The following is a 15,864-nucleotide window of genomic DNA, read 5'->3' as shown; positions in this document are numbered from 1 at the left end:
TTTTCGGCGAGCGCCCGCCTCCGCACCGCCCGCCCGCGCGGCGCCCCTCCGGGTCCGGGCGTGACCCGCCTCCAGCGGACCGGCACAATAGGGAAACCGAACGAGGTTCGAATCCGAGCGGAGGTCGATCGATGGGACCCCTCAAGGGTGTGCGGGTGCTGGAGTTCGCGGGCATCGGCCCCGGCCCCCTGGCCGCCATGCTCCTGGCGGACCTGGGCGCCAGCGTGATCCGGCTGGACCGCCCGCAGGCGGCGCAGGCCGCGGCGGCCGGGGTCCCCGGCCACCTCGACAACGGCCGCCCGGTCATCGGCGCCGACCTGAAGGCCGAGGAGGGCCTACAGACCGCCCGCACCCTGATCGCCTCGGCCGACGTGCTGCTGGAGGGGTTCCGCCCCGGCGTGATGGAGCGGCGCGGTCTGGGCCCCGACGCGTGCGCCGGGATCAACCCGCGCCTGGTCTACGCCCGCATGACCGGCTGGGGCCAGGACGGCCCGCTCGCGCACGTCGCCGGGCACGACATGAACTACATCTCCCTCAACGGCGCCCTGCACAGCATCGGCCGCAAGGGCGGGGCCCCGGTCCCCCCGCTCAACCTGGTCGGCGACTTCGGCGGCGGCACCATGCTCGTGGTCACCGGAATCCTCGCCGCGCTGGTGGAGCGCTCGGCCTCCGGGCGCGGGCAGACGGTCGACGCCGCCATGGTCGACGGCAGCGCCTTCCTCATGTCGATGATCTACGAGCAGCGCGAACGCGGCGGGTGGACCGATGAGCGCGGCGACAACTTCCTCGACACCGGCGCCCCCTGGTACGACGTGTACACCTGCGCCGACGGGCGGCACGTGTCGGTGGCCTGCATCGAGCCGCAGTTCTACGCGGCCTTCCTGCAGGGCGTCGGGCTCGCCGACGCCGACCTGCCCGACCAGTGGGACAAGGAGCGCTGGCCGGAGCTGCGCGAGCGGTTCGCCGCCGTGCTGGCCACCCGCACCCGCGACGAGTGGGCGGAGGTCTTCGGCACCGAGGACGCCTGCGTCCAGCCGGTCCTGTCGATGGCCGAGGCCGCCGACCACCCGCACATCGCCGCACGCGGCTCGGTGGTCCGCAAGAACGGCACGACCTTCCCGGGCCCCGCACCGCGCTTCGACCGCACCCCGGGCCGTGCGACCCGCGACCCCGGGTTCCCCGCCCCCACGGCCGAGGAGGCCCTCAAGGAGTGGGGCGTGGAGCTGCCGTAGGGGACCGCGGCGTCAGTCCTCCAGCTTGAACGCCCTGCGGCCGTTGTCTGCGATCTGCGCCGCCAGCGCGTCCTCGTCCTCGCCGCGCGCTTCGGCCAGCCCCCGCAGCGTGTACGGGACGAGGTAGGGCGCGTTCGGCCGCCCCCGGTACGGCTTCGGTGTCAGGAACGGAGCGTCCGTCTCCACCAGCAGCAGCTCCGGCGGGGCGACCGCCGCGGCCTCCCGCAAGTGGTGCGCGGTCGCGAACGTCACGTTCCCCGCAAAGCTCATGAAGTAGCCCTTGTCCGCGCACACTTTGGCCATCTCGGCGTCGCCTGAGTAGCAGTGGAACACCACCGCCTCCGGAGCGCCCTCCTCCTCCAGGATGCGCAGCACGTCCTCGTGGGCGTCCCGGTCGTGGATCATGAGCGCCTTGCCGTGACGCTTGGCCACGTCGATGTGCCGGCGGAAGGAGTCCTGCTGGGCCGCCTTCCCCTCTTCGCCGGTGCGGAAGTAGTCCAGGCCCGTCTCCCCCACGGCCCGCACCCTGGGCCGCGCGGCCAGCCGGTCGATCTCGGCGACCGCCTCCGCCAGCGCGCGCTCGCCGCCGGCCTCCCGGCGCTTGCCCGCCCAGTCGGTCTCGTCGACCTCGACGCCCGGGGCACCGTCGCCGTGCACGATGCGCGGCGCCTCGTTGGGGTGCAGCGCCACCGCCGCGTAGACCGAGGGATTGCGCGCGGCCAGCTCGGCCGCCCACCGGGAGGACTCCAGGTCGACCCCGACCTGCATCAGCGGAGTCACCCCGACCGCCTCGGCGGCGGCGATGATCGCCTCCGGCTCGGGCTCCTGCATGTCCATGTGGGTATGGCTGTCGGCGACCGCCACGCGCAGCGGCTCGGGGGCCGGGGGAGGCGTCTGCGCGTTGCGGTTCCGCACGGCCTCTCCACTGCGCTTGCCCATGGGTTCTGCTCCTCGCTCACTGCTCGAACGGCGTGCGCTGCGCACACGCGCGGCGGACCGTCGGGTACAACGGTCCGCCGCCTTCGGTATTCCCGCCGAGGGCTACCCGGCCCCGGCCTCCAGGCGCGCCAGCTCCTCGTCCACCACGCTCTGGTCCAGCTTGGCGAAGAGCGGCTCCGGCTTGGACAGCGGGGTCCCCGGCACGATCGGCCGGGACTCCCAGACCGCCCGGTCGTCGGCGTAGTCACCGGTGATCACCGGGTACTCCGAGGCGTCCTCCTCGCCGCCGACCCTGTCGTGCCCGGTGTCCACGCGCGGCATGCCCGACCACTGCCCGGTGCCGCCCAGCATCGCGTGCACCTTGTTGGACGACTCCGGTAGGAACGGTGTCATCAGCGACTTCGCGTCGTCGACGAGCTGCAGCGCCACGTGCAGCACGGTCTTCATCCGCTCCGGGTCGGTCTTCTTCAGCGCCCAGGGGGCCTGGTCGGAGATGTACTTGTTGGCCTCGGCGACGGTGCGCATGGCCTCCTGGAGCCCGGCCTTGAAACGGTTGGCGTCCAGGTGCTCGGCGACCGCCGCGAACGAGGCCCGCGAGGCCTCCAGCACCCGCCGGTCCTCGTCGGTGAACTCCCCCGGCTCCGGGATCGCGCCGAAGTTCTTGGCCGCCATGTTCAGCGAGCGGTTGACCAGGTTCCCCCAGGCGGCCACCAGCTCGTCGTTGTTCCGGCGGACGAACTCCGACCAGGTGAAGTCGGTGTCCTGGGTCTCGGGCCCGGCCGCGATGATGTAGTACCGCAGCGCGTCGGCCGAGTAGCGCTCCAGGAAGTCGCGGACGTAGATGACCACCCGCCGCGACGAGGAGAACTTGCGCCCCTCCATGGTGAGGAACTCGCTGGAGACCACCTCGGTGGGCAGGTTCATCCGCCCCAGCGCGCCCGGCTCGCCGCCGCGGTCGCCCCCGCCGTTGTAGCCGAGCAGCATCGCCGGCCAGATCTCGGCGTGGAAGACGATGTTGTCCTTGCCCATGAAGTAGTAGGACTCGGCGTCCTCGGCCTGCCAGTAGCGGCGCCAGGCCTCCGGGTCGCCGGTGCGGCGGGCCCACTCGATCGCCGCCGACAGGTACCCGATGACCGCGTCGAACCACACGTACAGCCGCTTGTTGGCCTGGTCGCTCCAGCCCTCCAGCGGGATCGGCACGCCCCAGTCCAGGTCCCGGCTGATCGCCCGCGGCTGCAGGTCGTCCAGCAGGTTCAGGGAGAACTTCAGCACGTTGGGGCGCCACTGCCCGGACTTGGAGCGCATCCACTCGCCCAGCACCTCGGCGAAGGCCGGGAGGTCCAGCATGAAGTGCTCGGTGTCGACGAACTCGGGGGTCTCGCCGTTGATCCGCGAGCGCGGCCCGATCAGGTCGACCGGGTCGAGCTGGTTGCCGCAGTTGTCGCACTGGTCGCCGCGCGCGCCGTCGTAGCCGCAGATCGGGCAGGTGCCCTCGATGTAGCGGTCGGGCAGGGTGCGCCCGGTCGACGGGGACACCGCGCCCTTGGTGGTGCGGGCGAAGATATAGCCGTTCTCGTACAGGCCCCGGAACAGCTCCTGCACCACGGCGTAGTGGTTGCCGGTCGTGGTGCGGGTGAACAGGTCGTAGGACAGGCCCAGGGCGACCAGGTCCTCGACGATGATCCTGTTGTAGCGGTCGGCCAGCTCGCGCGCGCTCACGCCCTCCTGGTCGGCCAGCACCTGGATCGGGGTGCCGTGCTCGTCGGTGCCGCTGACCATGAGCACGTCGTGGCCGCGCATTCGCTGGAAGCGCGCGAAGACGTCCGAGGGGACCCCGAACCCGGATACGTGCCCAATGTGGCGCGGCCCGTTGGTGTACGGCCACGCCACCGCGGTCAGGATGTGGCGTTTCGACGACATGCCTCCAAGACTAAAGCCCGCAGCCCCCGGCTTCGCCTCGTTTTCCCCTCTCGCCCCGCGTCGGCGCGGGCCGTCGCCGGATTCCGGGGAGCGACACCTGTCCGGGGCGTCGGTAGGGTGGTCGCGATCGCAGTCCGAAGGTGGTGGTCCGGGTGCTCTCACGCGCGCTGGCCGCCCTGCTGTGCGCGGCGCTGCTGCTGGCCGGGGCCCCCGCCGCGGCCGAGGCCGCCTCGCCGATCGGCCCCGGGGCGCCCGCGGTGCTGCTGCCCCGCGACGGGGTGGAGGTCGCGGCCCCCGGAGGGACCCACCGCCGCGGCGACCGGGTGTGGGCCGAGGACGGCCACCGGTCCGCCGCCGCCCTGCCCCCCGGCAAGGGGGACCACCGCACGCTGCGCGACCTCCCCGAGGTCTACGCGCACACCGCGCCGAGCCTGCCCGCCCCTCCGGGGCCCACGGGCACGGTGCCGCCCCCGCGCGACCAGACCGACCGCGGCGCCGCCGAAGTGTCGGCGCTTCCCCTGGGCCGCGCTCCGCCTCCCTCCGGCACGGCCCCCGTCCGTACCGCGGCCTGACCGCGGGCGGCGGGACCGCCGTGCGACCGGGCCGCGCCGCGCGGCCCGGCGACGACAGGAAGTCCGGAAAGCAGGCACCTGAGAGGGAGTGCATTGTCCACACAAGCGGGAGCGGGATCGCGCTGGTTGCGCGGGATCATCTCCCTGATCATCGTGCTCGGCGCGTTCGGCGCCGCATGGTTCATCCCGCCGAAGCTGGGGCTCGACCTCAGCGGCGGCACCCAGATCGTGCTGCAGACCCAGGACGGCGAGGACGGCACCGAGGCCAACGGCGAGAACACCGACAAGGTGATCGAGGTGCTGCGCCAGCGCATCGACCGCCTCGGCGTCAGCGAGGCCACGATGTCGCGGTCCGGCGACGACCGGATCATCGTCGAGCTTCCCGGGGTGCAGGACCCGACCGAGGCCGCCGAGATCATCGGGCAGACCGCCCAGCTGACCGTGCACCCCGTGCTCGGTGTCGACGCCTCCCAGGGCGGCGGCATGGGCATGGGCCTGCCCGGTGCGGGCGGGGGCGGCGGCGCCCCGGCCCCGGGCGGCGGGGGCGACAGCGCCCGCGCGCCGCAGGACAGCCCCGACGAGGGCTCCGGTGACGGCGGCGGCGAAGGCGAAGGAGGCGGCTCCGGCGAGGGCTCCGGCGGCGAGGGGTCCGAGGAGGACTTCTCCCAGTTCGACCAGGGCCAGCAGGGCCAGGGCGGCCAGCAGCCGCCGCAGGACATGTCCGCCCCCGACCCCGACAAGGTCGAGGAGACCCTGCCCGACGACCAGGGCCAGATGCTGCAGCTCGGCAAGGCCGTCATCCAGGGTGACCAGATCTCCAGCGCCGAGGCGGTGCTCGACCAGACCACGCAGACGCAGTGGCAGGTCAACGTCAACTTCTCCGGCGCGGGCAAGGACGAGTGGAAGAAGATCACCGGTGAGGCCGCCTGCAACCCGCAGGGCTCGCCGCAGCGGCGCATCGCCATCGTCCTGGACGACCAGATCATCTCCGCCCCCGAGGTGACCACGGACACCGCCTGCGACGTGGGCCAGACCGGCGGCCGCACCACCATCACCAGCTCCACCTTCGACTCGGAGTCCGCCGAGGAGCTGGCGGTGCTGATCGAGGGCGGCTCGCTGCCGCTGCCGGTCACCGAGATCCAGCGCCAGACCGTCGGCCCGACGCTGGGCGCCGACGCCATCAAGGCGAGCTTCATCGCCGGCGCCGTGGGCATCGCGCTGACCGCGCTCTACATCACCGTGGCCTACCGCCTGGTGGGCTTCCTCGCCTCGCTGGCGCTGGCCTGCTACACGCTCATCGCCTACGCGGCGCTGGTGGCGCTGGGGGCCACCCTCACCCTGCCGGGCCTGGCCGGGTTCGTACTCGCGATCGGCATGGCGATCGACGCCAACGTGCTGATCTTCGAACGGGCCCGGGAGGAGTACCAGCAGCAGAAGAAGGTCTACGAGGCCAACAAGTCCGCCGGCATGGCCGACGCGACCGACGCCGAGACCAAGCAGGCCGAGGCCGGGGTGCTCTCCCGGCGGCGGCGCCGGGCCATCCCGCCCAACCTGCAGAAGTCGTTCGTGCAGGGCACGCAAAAGGCGTGGAGCGCGGTGCTGGACACCAACATCACCACGCTCATCGCCGCCGCCCTGCTGTTCTTCCTGGCCTCGGGCACGGTGCAGGGCTTCGGCGTCACCCTCGGCCTGGGCACCGTCGCCTCGATGGTCTCGGCGCTGGTCATCGCCCGCGTGCTGGTCGAGTGGGCGGTGCGCCGCAAGGTGATCCGCAACCACCCGGCCTTCAGCGGCCTGGGCAAGATCAGCCGGGTGCGCCAGTGGCTGATCGACCGCGGCCCGGACCTGATGAAGCGGGGCCGGCTGTGGCTGGGCATCGCCGGGCTGATCGTCGCGGTGTCGGTCGCCGGCATGGTGGTGCGCCCGCCCAACTTCGGCGTGGAGTTCACCGGCGGCCGGGTCATGGACTTCACCACCGAGCAGTCGATCAGCGCCACCGAGGCGCGCCAGATCGTCGCGGAGGAGGGCGGCCAGCCCAGCGCGGTGGTGCAGGAGTCCGGCGACGGCGACGTCTCCGTCCGCACCGGGCCGATCGACGACGCCGAGGCCGAGCAGGTCGAGGACGCCCTGGCGGACGCCGCGGGCGGCGCCGAGAAGATCAGCGACGAGAAGATCGGGCCCAGCCTCGGCGATGAGCTGCGGAACAAGGCGCTGCTGGCGCTGATGGCCGCGCTGGTGCTGCAGATGATCTATCTGGCCTGGCGGTTCCGGTGGTCGTTCGGTGTGGCGGCCATGCTGTCCCTGGCGTTCACCCTGATGGTGGTCATCGGCCTGTTCATCTGGCTGGGCAAGCCCATCGACGGGGTGTTCCTCGCCGCCGTGCTGAGCGTCATCGGGTTCTCGGTCAACGACACGGTCGTGGTGTTCGACCGGATACGCGACGAATGGGCGCGGGACAGCGAGTCCCGGTTCACGCGCATCGCCAACACGGCGATCCTGAACACCATCCCGCGGACGGTGAACACCACCATCGGCGGTGTGTTCATCCTGGCGACGCTGGCCCTGTTCGGCGGCTCCACGCTGCGGGACTTCTCCATCGCGATGCTCGTCGGCCTGGTGACCGGCGTCTTCTCGACGGTGTTCGTGGCCTCGCCGCTGGCCGACTGGCTGCAGCGCTTCGACAAGACCCCGCCGCCGCACGTGGTCAAGGAGAAGAAGGCCAAGCAGCGCAAGGACCAGCGCGTCGCCCGTGAGAAGAGCGACGGGGCCGTGGTCTAGCCCTCCAACGGCCGGAAGGGGGCGCCCGTCGGGCGCCCCCTTCCGCTTGTTCTCGGGCATGTCCGAAGCTCGGCGGCTCCCCGTTGATCTCGGGGAAGAACGACGCTAAAACCGCGCGGGTAGCGTCGAATTCCCCGAGATCAACGCCACCGGTGTCAGATCCCGTGCACCGCCGCGTACACCTCGCGCTTGGGGACGCCCAGCTCACGGGCGGCCTCCTGGATGGCCTGCTTGCGCGGCACCCCGCGGGCCTCCAGCTCGGCGACGGCCGCGACGTAGTCGTCCGGGCCGAGGGACTCCCGCCGCTGCGGCGCCCCTTCGACGACGATGCTGATCTCGCCCTTGACCTCGCCCTTGGCCCACTCGGCCAGGTCCACCAGGCCGCCGCGGCGGACCTCCTCGTAGGTCTTGGTCAGCTCCCGGCAGACCGCGGCCCGCCGGTCGCCGCCGAACGCGTGCGCCATCGCCACCAGCGTCGGCGCCAGGCGGTGCGGGCTCTCGAAGAACACCATGGTGCGGCGCTCGGCGGCCAGGCCGTCGAAGTAGCGGTCCTGCCCCTTGCGGGGCGGGAAGCCCTCGAAGCAGAAGCGGTCGGTCGGCAGGCCGGACAGCACCAGCGCGGTGGTCACGGCCGAGGGGCCGGGGATCGCCGTCACCCGGACGCCCGCCTCGGCGCAGGCCGCCACGAGGCGGTACCCCGGGTCCGACACGCCGGGCATCCCGGCGTCGGTCACCAGCAGCACGTCCCGCCCCGCCCGCAGCTCCTCCAGGAGCTCCTCGGCGCGCCGGGCCTCGTTGGCGTCGTAGTAGGACACGATGCGCGCCCCGGCCTCGCCGCCCGGGCGGATTCCCATCCGCTCGGTGAACCGCCGCAGCCGCCGGGTGTCCTCGGCGGCGATCAGCGAGGCCCCCTCGATGGCGGCGAGCAGCCGCGGCTGGGCGTCCTCCCCGTTGCCGATGGGGATCCCGGCCAGCGTCAGCACGCCGGCCCCTTGCGCAGGTGCGGCGCCCTGCGCCACAGCAGGCCCGTCGGTCACTTATCGCCCCCGGTGTTAGACGCTACGGTTGGCACTGCCCGGTTGGCACTGCCCGACGGCCGCCGGTCCGGCACGGCCACCCGTCCCCGACCCGACTATAAGAGCCGCGATGACCACGACCGCACCGCCCGACGCGGCGGACCCCGCTCCCTCCACCGCGCACGCGCCCGCGCGGCCGCAGCCCCCGATGCCCCGGCCCTCGTGGCCCGGGTGGGCCGCGGCGGCCGCGCTGGCCCTCTTCGCGGGGGTGCTGCGCTTCATCCGCCTCGGGCAGCCGCCCGAGATCTACTTCGACGAGACCTACTACGCCAAGGACGCCTTCTCCCTCTGGCGCTACGGCTACGAGCACAACACCCTGGACAACGCCGACGACCTCCTCGCCCAGGGTGTACCCGACATCTGGGCGGGGGGACCGGACTTCGTGGTCCACCCGCCGGTCGGCAAGTGGATGATCGCCCTCGGCGACCAGCTGTGGGGCCTGCTGCCGTTCGGCACGTCCATGACCCCCGAGGGCTGGCGGGTGGCCTCGGCGCTCATCGGCGCGCTGACGGTCCTGGTCATGGTGCGCGTCGCGCTGCGCATGACGCGCTCGTGGCTGCTGGCCGCGGCCGCCGGGCTGCTGCTGGCCCTGGACGGGCTGCACTTCACCATGAGCCGCCTGGCGATGGTGGACGTGTTCGTGACCTTCTGGGTGCTGGCCGCCTTCGCCTGCCTCCTCGCCGACCGGGACCGGATGCGGGACCGGCTGGCCGCCTCCCCCGCGGCGGCGTGGCTGGGCGTGCGCTGGTGGCGTCTGGCCGCCGGGCTGTGCCTGGGGCTGGCCGTGGGCACCAAGTGGAACGCGCTGTTCTTCATGGCGGCGTTCGGCCTGCTCACCGTCGCCTGGGACTACGGTGCGCGGCGCAGCGCGGGGCAGAGCCGCGGCGGCGGCCTGCGGGACCTGCGCATCCGGTGGCTGCTCTTCGACGCGATCCCGGCGTTCGCGCAGACCGTGGTCGTGGGGGCGGTGGTCTACGTGGCCTCCTGGGCCGGCTGGTTCGCCTCGTCCGGCGCCTACGACCGGCAGTGGGGCGCCGAGAACGCGGGCGCGGGCGTCTCCCGCCTCCCCGACTGGCTGGAGGCCCCGGTCAACGCGCTGCGGGGGCTGATCCACTACCACGCGCAGATGATGGAGTTCCACAGCGGGCTGTCCGAGCCGCACGACTACGCGTCGCAGCCCTGGGAGTGGCTCATCATGCGGGTCCCGGTGGCGTTCTTCTACGACGGGGACTCCGGCGGCTGCGGAACCGACAAGTGCTCCACCGCCATTCTGAGCATCGGCACCCCGGCGCTGTGGTGGATCGGGCTGGTCGCGCTGGCGGTCATGCTCGGCTGGTGGCTGACCTACCGGGACTGGCGCGCGGGGGCGGTGCTGCTGTCCGTGGCCGCCGGCTGGCTGCCCTGGTTCGCCTACCCCGAGCGCACCATGTTCGTGTTCTACGCCCTTCCGTTCCTGCCGTTCATCGTGCTGGCCATCGTGCTGATGCTGGGGTTGGCCATGGGCGACGGAGAGAAAGGCGCCGCCTATCTGCCCGCCCGGCGGGCGTTGGGCGGGGTGCTGTTCGGCGTGGTGCTGCTGCTGGTGATCGCGAACTTCGCATTCCTGTACCCGGTGCTCAGCGCCGAGACGATCCCCTACGACCAGTGGGCGCAGCGGATGTGGTTCGACACCTGGATCTTCGGCAGCGGCGGCTCCGGCTGAGCGCCCCGCGGCGGCCGTGCACGGCGCCCCCGCCGCCCCGGTCCGGGGCGGCGGGGGCGCCGCCGTGTGAACGGCGGGAGACCGCGCGACAGGAGAGAAATCAACGTCCGGCGAACGGCGAAAATTCCATTTCGCGCCTCGGGATTTTCACACGGAAAGGTCTCGGCAACCCGGGGGGCGACTGGTAGTGTCTGGTCCCGGTTGCGGTTGCGGTTTCCACGGTAGCTTAGGCGCCTCGCGGAACTTCGCGCGGGCGCCGGTCGTTTGGGCAGGAGACTCCCCGGGGGCGGGCGCCCAGCAACCCGGGACCAGCAGGGTGCGGTCCCGAAAGTAGTCCCCAAAGGGAGAGCAAATGGCTCAGGGCACCGTGAAGTGGTTCAACTCTGAGAAGGGTTTCGGGTTCATCGCCGTCGAGGGCGGCGGCCCGGACGTGTTCGTGCACTACTCGGCGATCGCGGGTACCGGCTTCCGGAACCTGGAAGAGAACCAGTCGGTCGAGTTCGAGATCACCCAGGGGCCGAAGGGGCCGCAGGCCTCCAACGTGCGGTCGCTCTAAGCGCTCCCGAACGCTCCTGAACTCGGCCCTTCGCCCGGTCTCCGGGCGGAGGGCTTTCGCATGCCCGCGCCCTGCTCCCCCTGCGGCGCCGCCGATTCGCCGACCTGCGCCCGCAGCAGCGCCACCTGCTCGGTGAGCGCGTCCAGGCGGACCATCACCGCGTCGTGCTGCTCCTGCTCCAGCTCCTGGTCCTCCCGCCAGCGCTCGGCGTTGACCTCCTGCTCCAGCGCGGTCACGATCACGCCGATCACCAGGTTGAGGATGATGAAGGTGGTCGCCACCAGGTAGCAGACGAAGAACACCCAGGCCGCCGGGTGCACGGCCATCACCGCCTCGGCGACGTCCGGCCAGTCCTCGGTGGTCATCACCATGAACAGGGTGAACAGCGAGGTGCCCAGGTCGCCGAAGTAGGCGGGAGCGGTGTCGCCGAACAGCTTCTCCCCCAGCACCGCCGAGGTGTAGACGATGATCAGCAGCAGGCCGATCACCGTGCCCATCCCCGGCACCGCGCGGAAGAGCGCGCTCACGATCTGGCGCATCTGCGGGACCACGCTGATCAGGCGGAGGATGCGCAGGATCCGCAGCAGGCGCAGCACCGAGAACCCGGCCGAGGCCGGCACCAGCGCCACGCCCACCACGGCCAGGTCGAACCAGTTCCACGGGTCGCGGAAGAAGGCCCTGCCCCGGGCGTACATCTTGAGCAGCAGCTCGGCGGCGAACAGGCCGACGAAGGTCGTCTCGGCCAGCCGGAAGGCGGGGCCCCAAGCGCGCAGGAGCCCCTCGTAGGTCTCCAGCCCCAGGGTGACGGCGTTGAGGAGGATGAGAACGATCACCGTGTTGCGGAACCATCCGGCGTCCACGGTCTCCACCGCGCGTCCGCGCAGCGTCGGCTCGCCCACCTGTCCCCTCCCCCGCCCCGAAGCACCCGCGTGCGGCCTCCCCGAACGGGACCCCACCTTAACCCCCGGATGCGGGGCGGAGCAGGAGGGCGGCGGACAAGGGGGACCATAAGGACGTTTCCGGACCGGCCGTGACGGGTCGGGCGCGGTCCCGGCCCGGGGGTGCGCTGTGCCGGTCCGGTTCCGGAGCGGCTAACCTGCATGGGGTACCGGCAGGTGGGCCGGGGGGCCGACGGAAGGATGGGCATGTTCAACATCGGGATGGGGGAGTTCCTCGTTCTCGGCCTGCTCGCGGTCCTGGTCTTCGGTCCCGACCAGCTCCCCAAGGCCGCCAAGCAGGTCGGATCGGTGCTCAGGCAGCTGCGGCGGATGGCCGACAGCGCCAAGAGCGACATCCGCGACGGGCTCGGACCGGAGTTCAAGGACTTCGACGTGGAGGACCTCAACCCCAAGCGCTTCGTGCAGAAGCACTTCTGGGAGGCCGAGGACGAGGACGAGGCGGCGCAGCGCCCGGTCTCGCAGCTGAACGGACGGCGCCCGCCGTTCGACGACGAGGCGACCTGACGGCGAAACCTCCGCGCCGCGCCCCGCACCCCGGGGGGCGTCAGCCGAACAGCATGACGATGAACAGGAACAGGGCGCCGACCACCGCCGAGGCGACCAGGATCACCGGGGACCCGAAGAGCACGATCAGCAGCTCGGCCAGGAGCGTCCCGCCGAGCGCCGCCGCGGGCCACACCCACCGCGGCCCCGGCTCCCATCCGTTGCGCCGCTCGCGGGCGAAGGACACCACCGCCGCCGTCCCGATGCCGGCCCAGAACAGCAGGTGCCAGAAGGCGCGGGTGGAGGGGTCGATGTAGTCGGCCGCGCTCCCGGTGGCCATCACGAAGAACACCGTCACCGCGATGAGGCGCGCAAGGCCGCCGCCGCGGAGCTCGGGGATGCGCTTGCGGCGCGCGGGGGTGCTGCGCCGGAACGGGGTCCCGGCCACGGCCTCCTCGTCGGCGCCCGCGTCGGCCGGCTCCGGCGCCGGCCGCCACCGGGGCGCCCCCTGCTCGGGAAGGTGGTAGCCGCCCGGCAGGGTCTCGGCCTCGGGGTACTCGGTCCCGCCCGGGTACTGGGGGCGGTCGGGGCGGTCCGCACCGCCCGCGGGGTGGGGGCGATCGGTCACTGGTGCCTTCCTCGCTCACGCGGGGCGCGGGGGTCCTCGCCTGCTCCCTACCCCCGGCGGGGGCGGGGCAACCGGGCGGCGGGACGGGGGTGCGCCCGTTCGTTCGGGGCCCCGGACACGGCCGAGCCCGGCCCGCAGGTTCCGGGCCGGGCTCTCAGCGCGGGGGGCATGGCGCCCGTCACGGCCTCCGCCGGTCGGTCGTGCGCGTGCGCCGCCGCCTACCCCGCCGCCGTCCGGGTCACTCCCCTTCCGGGAAGAGCTTCTCGACGAAGTCGATGGAGACCTCACCGATGGTGTCGGTGGTCCACCAGCTCCACCCGGCCCACCAGCTCCACCCGGCGGCCCGCCAGGCGGCGCCGGCCTCCGGGGAGGCGGCCTGCTCCGCGGATGCGGGGAGCGAGGCGCCCGTGACGGCGGCTCCGGCTATGGCCGCGATCACGCAGATCCTCTTGAGCACAACGCACCTTTCACTCGTTTCGTCGTCCATCCCCGTGAATAAGATGACCTAACGGTCACAGTGCGCACAAGACCCAGATGCACATATTAATGTCGATCCAAGCCCTTTTTCTGACCATGTGGTAAAAAGTCCGCACCATCATTGGCGCCCGGTCGGGCCAGGGCGCGGGATCACCCCTCGGTCACGCCTGTGACCGGCAGGAACAGTGCTTCGCGCGGACGCGGGCCCGCCGGACGCGGAAGAATCCCCCTCGCCGTCCCGCGATCGCGCGCGGACCGCCGGTCCCCACGGCTCCGGGACTTTCGTCGACCGGTTCCGCGGCCCTGCGGACGGTGAATTCCCCTGCTTCTCGGGGTAAATTCAGCGCATGGCCCGAACGTACCGCATCGGGCGCGTTAAGGTGGGGCGGTCTCCGGGAAAGATGGCTCTTCTGGGCCCCCGGCCGCCGCGGGACGGACCCCGGAAGCGGCGAGAGCCCGGCCCCGGAGAACCGGGAACCGGGCTTCGCGTCCTGGAGACCGCCGGTCTCAGTGTGCTGCCGCTGCGAGCTTCTCGAGCCGGGGCAGCAACAGGGAGACGTGGGCCTCGCTCTCCGGCTTCATCAGGACGCTGCGCAGGATGCGCCCTCGATCCGCGTCAGCGGTCACCGGATGGCCGCGGCCGGCGAGCTCCGCTGCGCTGACGTCGTAGGTCGCGACGAAGACGGCTTCGTCGGGCGGCAGCGCCATCCCCGTTTCGAGCACGTGCGCGGACACCCGGTCGACCTCGGACAGCCGCCTGCGCCGCGGCAGGTAGGTGACGATGTCGAGTTCGGGTTCCTGGTAGAGGGCGTACTCGGCGGACTCGCCCAGCAGCGATGCCCAGCGCAGGGCCGCGCGGCGCCCGGGGCGCAGTACCGCGCCGAGCGCCTCGGGCGTGGGCGGCAGAACCTGGAAGGTCAACCACAGCGCCGCGGCCGCCGCCCCGGACCGGGAGCATTCCAGCGAGATCTCACCCAGGTGCAGCTGGTCGGAGGTGAAGTAGGTGTAGGGCGAGTCGTGCCGGTAGAACCGCATCACATCGGGGTCTTTGAAGAGCACGGCGCCGCAGCCATAGGGTTGGAGGCCGTGCTTGTGCGGGTCGACGACCACGGAGTCACAGTCGGCGATCGCGGTGAACGGCGCCGACGCCACCCCTTCGGCGGTGTCGTCCGCGATCAGGCGGAAGAAGCCGCCGTATGCGGCGTCCACATGGATGCGGGTCCCGTATCGCGAGCACAGCGCAAGCGCCTCGTGAACCGGGTCGACCGCGCCGAGTCCGGTGGTTCCGGTCGTCAGCACGACCGTGCCGATCGTCCCGGTCCGCAGCACCTCCTCGAGGGCGTCCAGGTCGATGCGGCCGCGGTCGTCGGTGGCGACGGGATGTGCGGGGACGCCGAGGAGGTGGCACATCCGCCCGTGGGTGTAGTGGGCGTCGGCGCTGAACGCGATCCCCTTGCCCGGATGCGATTCCCGCGCGACGAACAGCGCTTCGAGGTTGGCGATGGTGCCGCTGCTCGTCAGGTGCCCGAGGTGATCGTCGTAGCCGAACATGGTGGCCAGCTGGGCCACCGCCTCCCGCTCCATCCGCGCGGTCGCCGGTCCGCCGTCGAGCGCGTGGTTGTTCGGGTTGACCGTCATCGCGGCGACGTACCCGATCACGGCGGCCGGGTGCGGCGGTTTGAGCATTTGTCCCGCGTAGCGGGGGTGGAAGAACGGGTAGTTGTCCCGCAGCCGCCCCAGCAGGTCGTCGAGGGCCGCCCGGAAGGACGTCTCGTCGACCTGGAGCGAGGCGTGGGGGCGGTAGGGTCCGAACTCGGCCATCCAGCGGGACATCTCCCGCACGGCCGTCGAGAGGTACCCGCCGAGTTGTTCTGCCGCGGCCGGTCCGGTCGCCAGCGGTGCGGGGTGGGGAAGCTCGTTCATGTGATGTCCTGCGCTCCGAGGTTAGGGCTGTGTCCGGTCCTTCACCGGACCGCGGGAGGAGCGGGTCAGCAGTTTCGTGACCAGTTCCCGCAGGATCAGCCGCTCGACCGGGGTGAGCGGGTCGAACAGGTCCGCGGTGATCTGGGGCACGTGCGCTTCCAGCGCTCGCCGCAGCAGGTCCCGGCCGTGTGCGGTCGGTTCCAGCAGCACGGCCCGGCGGTCGTCGGGGTGGGGGTGCCGGATGAGCAGCCCGGCTTCTTCCATGCGGGTGATCAGCCGCGTCAGGCCGCCGGAGGTGAAGGAGAGGTCCTCGGCGAGACGGGCGCTGGTGGTGCGGCCTTCCGGATGCCGGGCGAGCCGCAGCAGGGCCTCGAACTCGGATCCGGTGAGCCCGGAAGCCTCCCGGATGAGCCGTTCGGCCCGTCCGCCGACCGCGTCCGTCAGGCGCAGGACGTCGCCGTACAGGACGACCGCCTCGTTGTCGATGAGCCCCGCATCGCCCTTCATAAACCTGACTGTACAGTAAAATATAGAAGAGATGAAGCCCATATGCGCAGTTAGAGCCCGTAGTCCACCGACAACGCGGTTCATAATCAACTGTCGCTACAGCTATATCCGA

Annotated in this window: 14 protein-coding genes; 6 read left to right on the top strand and 8 right to left on the bottom strand. The window is 71.9% G+C overall.

The window, feature by feature from the left end:
• The first annotated feature begins 131 nt into the window (after positions 1–131).
• Positions 132–1,232, top strand: coding sequence for a CaiB/BaiF CoA transferase family protein (locus O4U47_RS15670; protein WP_270678603.1), 1,101 nt, complete (start codon positions 132–134; stop codon positions 1,230–1,232).
• Between the two features lie 12 nt (positions 1,233–1,244).
• Here O4U47_RS15670 and O4U47_RS15665 read toward each other — a convergent pair whose 3' ends face one another.
• Positions 1,245–2,171 carry a TatD family hydrolase gene (locus O4U47_RS15665; protein WP_270678602.1) on the bottom strand — a complete coding sequence of 309 codons (927 nt, stop codon included), beginning with the start codon at positions 2,169–2,171 and terminating at the stop codon, positions 1,245–1,247.
• 102 nt (positions 2,172–2,273) lie between these two features.
• On the bottom strand, positions 2,274–4,091 hold the full coding sequence (gene metG, locus O4U47_RS15660) for a methionine--tRNA ligase (RefSeq protein ID WP_270678601.1): 1,818 nt from the start codon (positions 4,089–4,091) through the stop codon (positions 2,274–2,276).
• Positions 4,092–4,243: 152 nt separating this feature from the next.
• Here metG and O4U47_RS15655 point away from each other — a divergent pair, with 152 nt between their 5' ends.
• Together O4U47_RS15655 and secD are read left to right on the top strand one after the other, a co-directional pair.
• Complete coding sequence (locus tag O4U47_RS15655; RefSeq protein WP_270678600.1) at positions 4,244–4,663, top strand: hypothetical protein; 420 nt, start codon at positions 4,244–4,246, stop codon at positions 4,661–4,663.
• 93 nt (positions 4,664–4,756) lie between these two features.
• Positions 4,757–7,441: a protein translocase subunit SecD gene (secD, locus tag O4U47_RS15650; protein WP_270678599.1), complete on the top strand. Its 2,685-nt coding sequence runs from the start codon at positions 4,757–4,759 to the stop codon at positions 7,439–7,441.
• Between the two features lie 155 nt (positions 7,442–7,596).
• Here the strand turns inward: secD and rsmI are convergent, their stop codons facing one another.
• Complete coding sequence (rsmI, locus tag O4U47_RS15645; protein WP_270678598.1) at positions 7,597–8,424, bottom strand: 16S rRNA (cytidine(1402)-2'-O)-methyltransferase; 828 nt, start codon at positions 8,422–8,424, stop codon at positions 7,597–7,599.
• Positions 8,425–8,587: 163 nt separating this feature from the next.
• Here rsmI and O4U47_RS15640 point away from each other — a divergent pair, with 163 nt between their 5' ends.
• Together O4U47_RS15640 and O4U47_RS15635 are read left to right on the top strand one after the other, a co-directional pair.
• Positions 8,588–10,219, top strand: coding sequence for a dolichyl-phosphate-mannose--protein mannosyltransferase (locus O4U47_RS15640; RefSeq protein WP_270678597.1), 1,632 nt, complete (start codon positions 8,588–8,590; stop codon positions 10,217–10,219).
• Positions 10,220–10,571: 352 nt separating this feature from the next.
• Complete coding sequence (locus O4U47_RS15635; RefSeq protein ID WP_017540722.1) at positions 10,572–10,775, top strand: cold-shock protein; 204 nt, start codon at positions 10,572–10,574, stop codon at positions 10,773–10,775.
• Here O4U47_RS15635 and O4U47_RS15630 read toward each other — a convergent pair.
• The gene (locus tag O4U47_RS15630; RefSeq protein ID WP_270678596.1) at positions 10,772–11,674 is read right to left on the bottom strand and encodes an ion transporter; all 903 of its coding nucleotides are present in this window, start codon (positions 11,672–11,674) and stop codon (positions 10,772–10,774) included. The genes O4U47_RS15635 and O4U47_RS15630 overlap by 4 nt on opposite strands.
• A gap of 246 nt (positions 11,675–11,920) precedes the next feature.
• Between O4U47_RS15630 and O4U47_RS15625 the strand changes: the two genes are divergently transcribed.
• Entirely contained in the window at positions 11,921–12,238 is a 318-nt protein-coding gene (locus O4U47_RS15625; protein ID WP_270678595.1) for a sec-independent translocase, read from the top strand.
• A 40-nt stretch (positions 12,239–12,278) separates the two neighbouring features.
• Here O4U47_RS15625 and O4U47_RS15620 read toward each other — a convergent pair whose 3' ends face one another.
• From O4U47_RS15620 to O4U47_RS15605, 4 genes are all read right to left on the bottom strand, one after another.
• On the bottom strand, positions 12,279–12,845 hold the full coding sequence (locus O4U47_RS15620; protein WP_270678594.1) for a hypothetical protein: 567 nt from the start codon (positions 12,843–12,845) through the stop codon (positions 12,279–12,281).
• A gap of 238 nt (positions 12,846–13,083) precedes the next feature.
• Positions 13,084–13,302 (bottom strand): hypothetical protein, encoded by a 219-nt coding sequence (locus O4U47_RS15615; RefSeq protein WP_270678593.1) that lies wholly within the window; start codon positions 13,300–13,302, stop codon positions 13,084–13,086.
• 527 nt (positions 13,303–13,829) lie between these two features.
• Positions 13,830–15,245: a pyridoxal phosphate-dependent decarboxylase family protein gene (locus O4U47_RS15610; protein WP_270678592.1), complete on the bottom strand. Its 1,416-nt coding sequence runs from the start codon at positions 15,243–15,245 to the stop codon at positions 13,830–13,832.
• A 21-nt stretch (positions 15,246–15,266) separates the two neighbouring features.
• A complete protein-coding gene (locus tag O4U47_RS15605) occupies positions 15,267–15,752 on the bottom strand; it encodes a MarR family winged helix-turn-helix transcriptional regulator (RefSeq protein ID WP_270678591.1) in 486 nt (161 codons plus the stop codon).
• Between the last annotated feature and the right edge of the window lie 112 nt (positions 15,753–15,864).

Origin of the sequence: Nocardiopsis suaedae, assembly GCF_027706745.1 — a bacterium.
Lineage (GTDB): Bacteria > Actinomycetota > Actinomycetes > Streptosporangiales > Streptosporangiaceae > Nocardiopsis_A > Nocardiopsis_A suaedae.
This window is presented reverse-complemented; position numbering and strand designations above follow the sequence as displayed.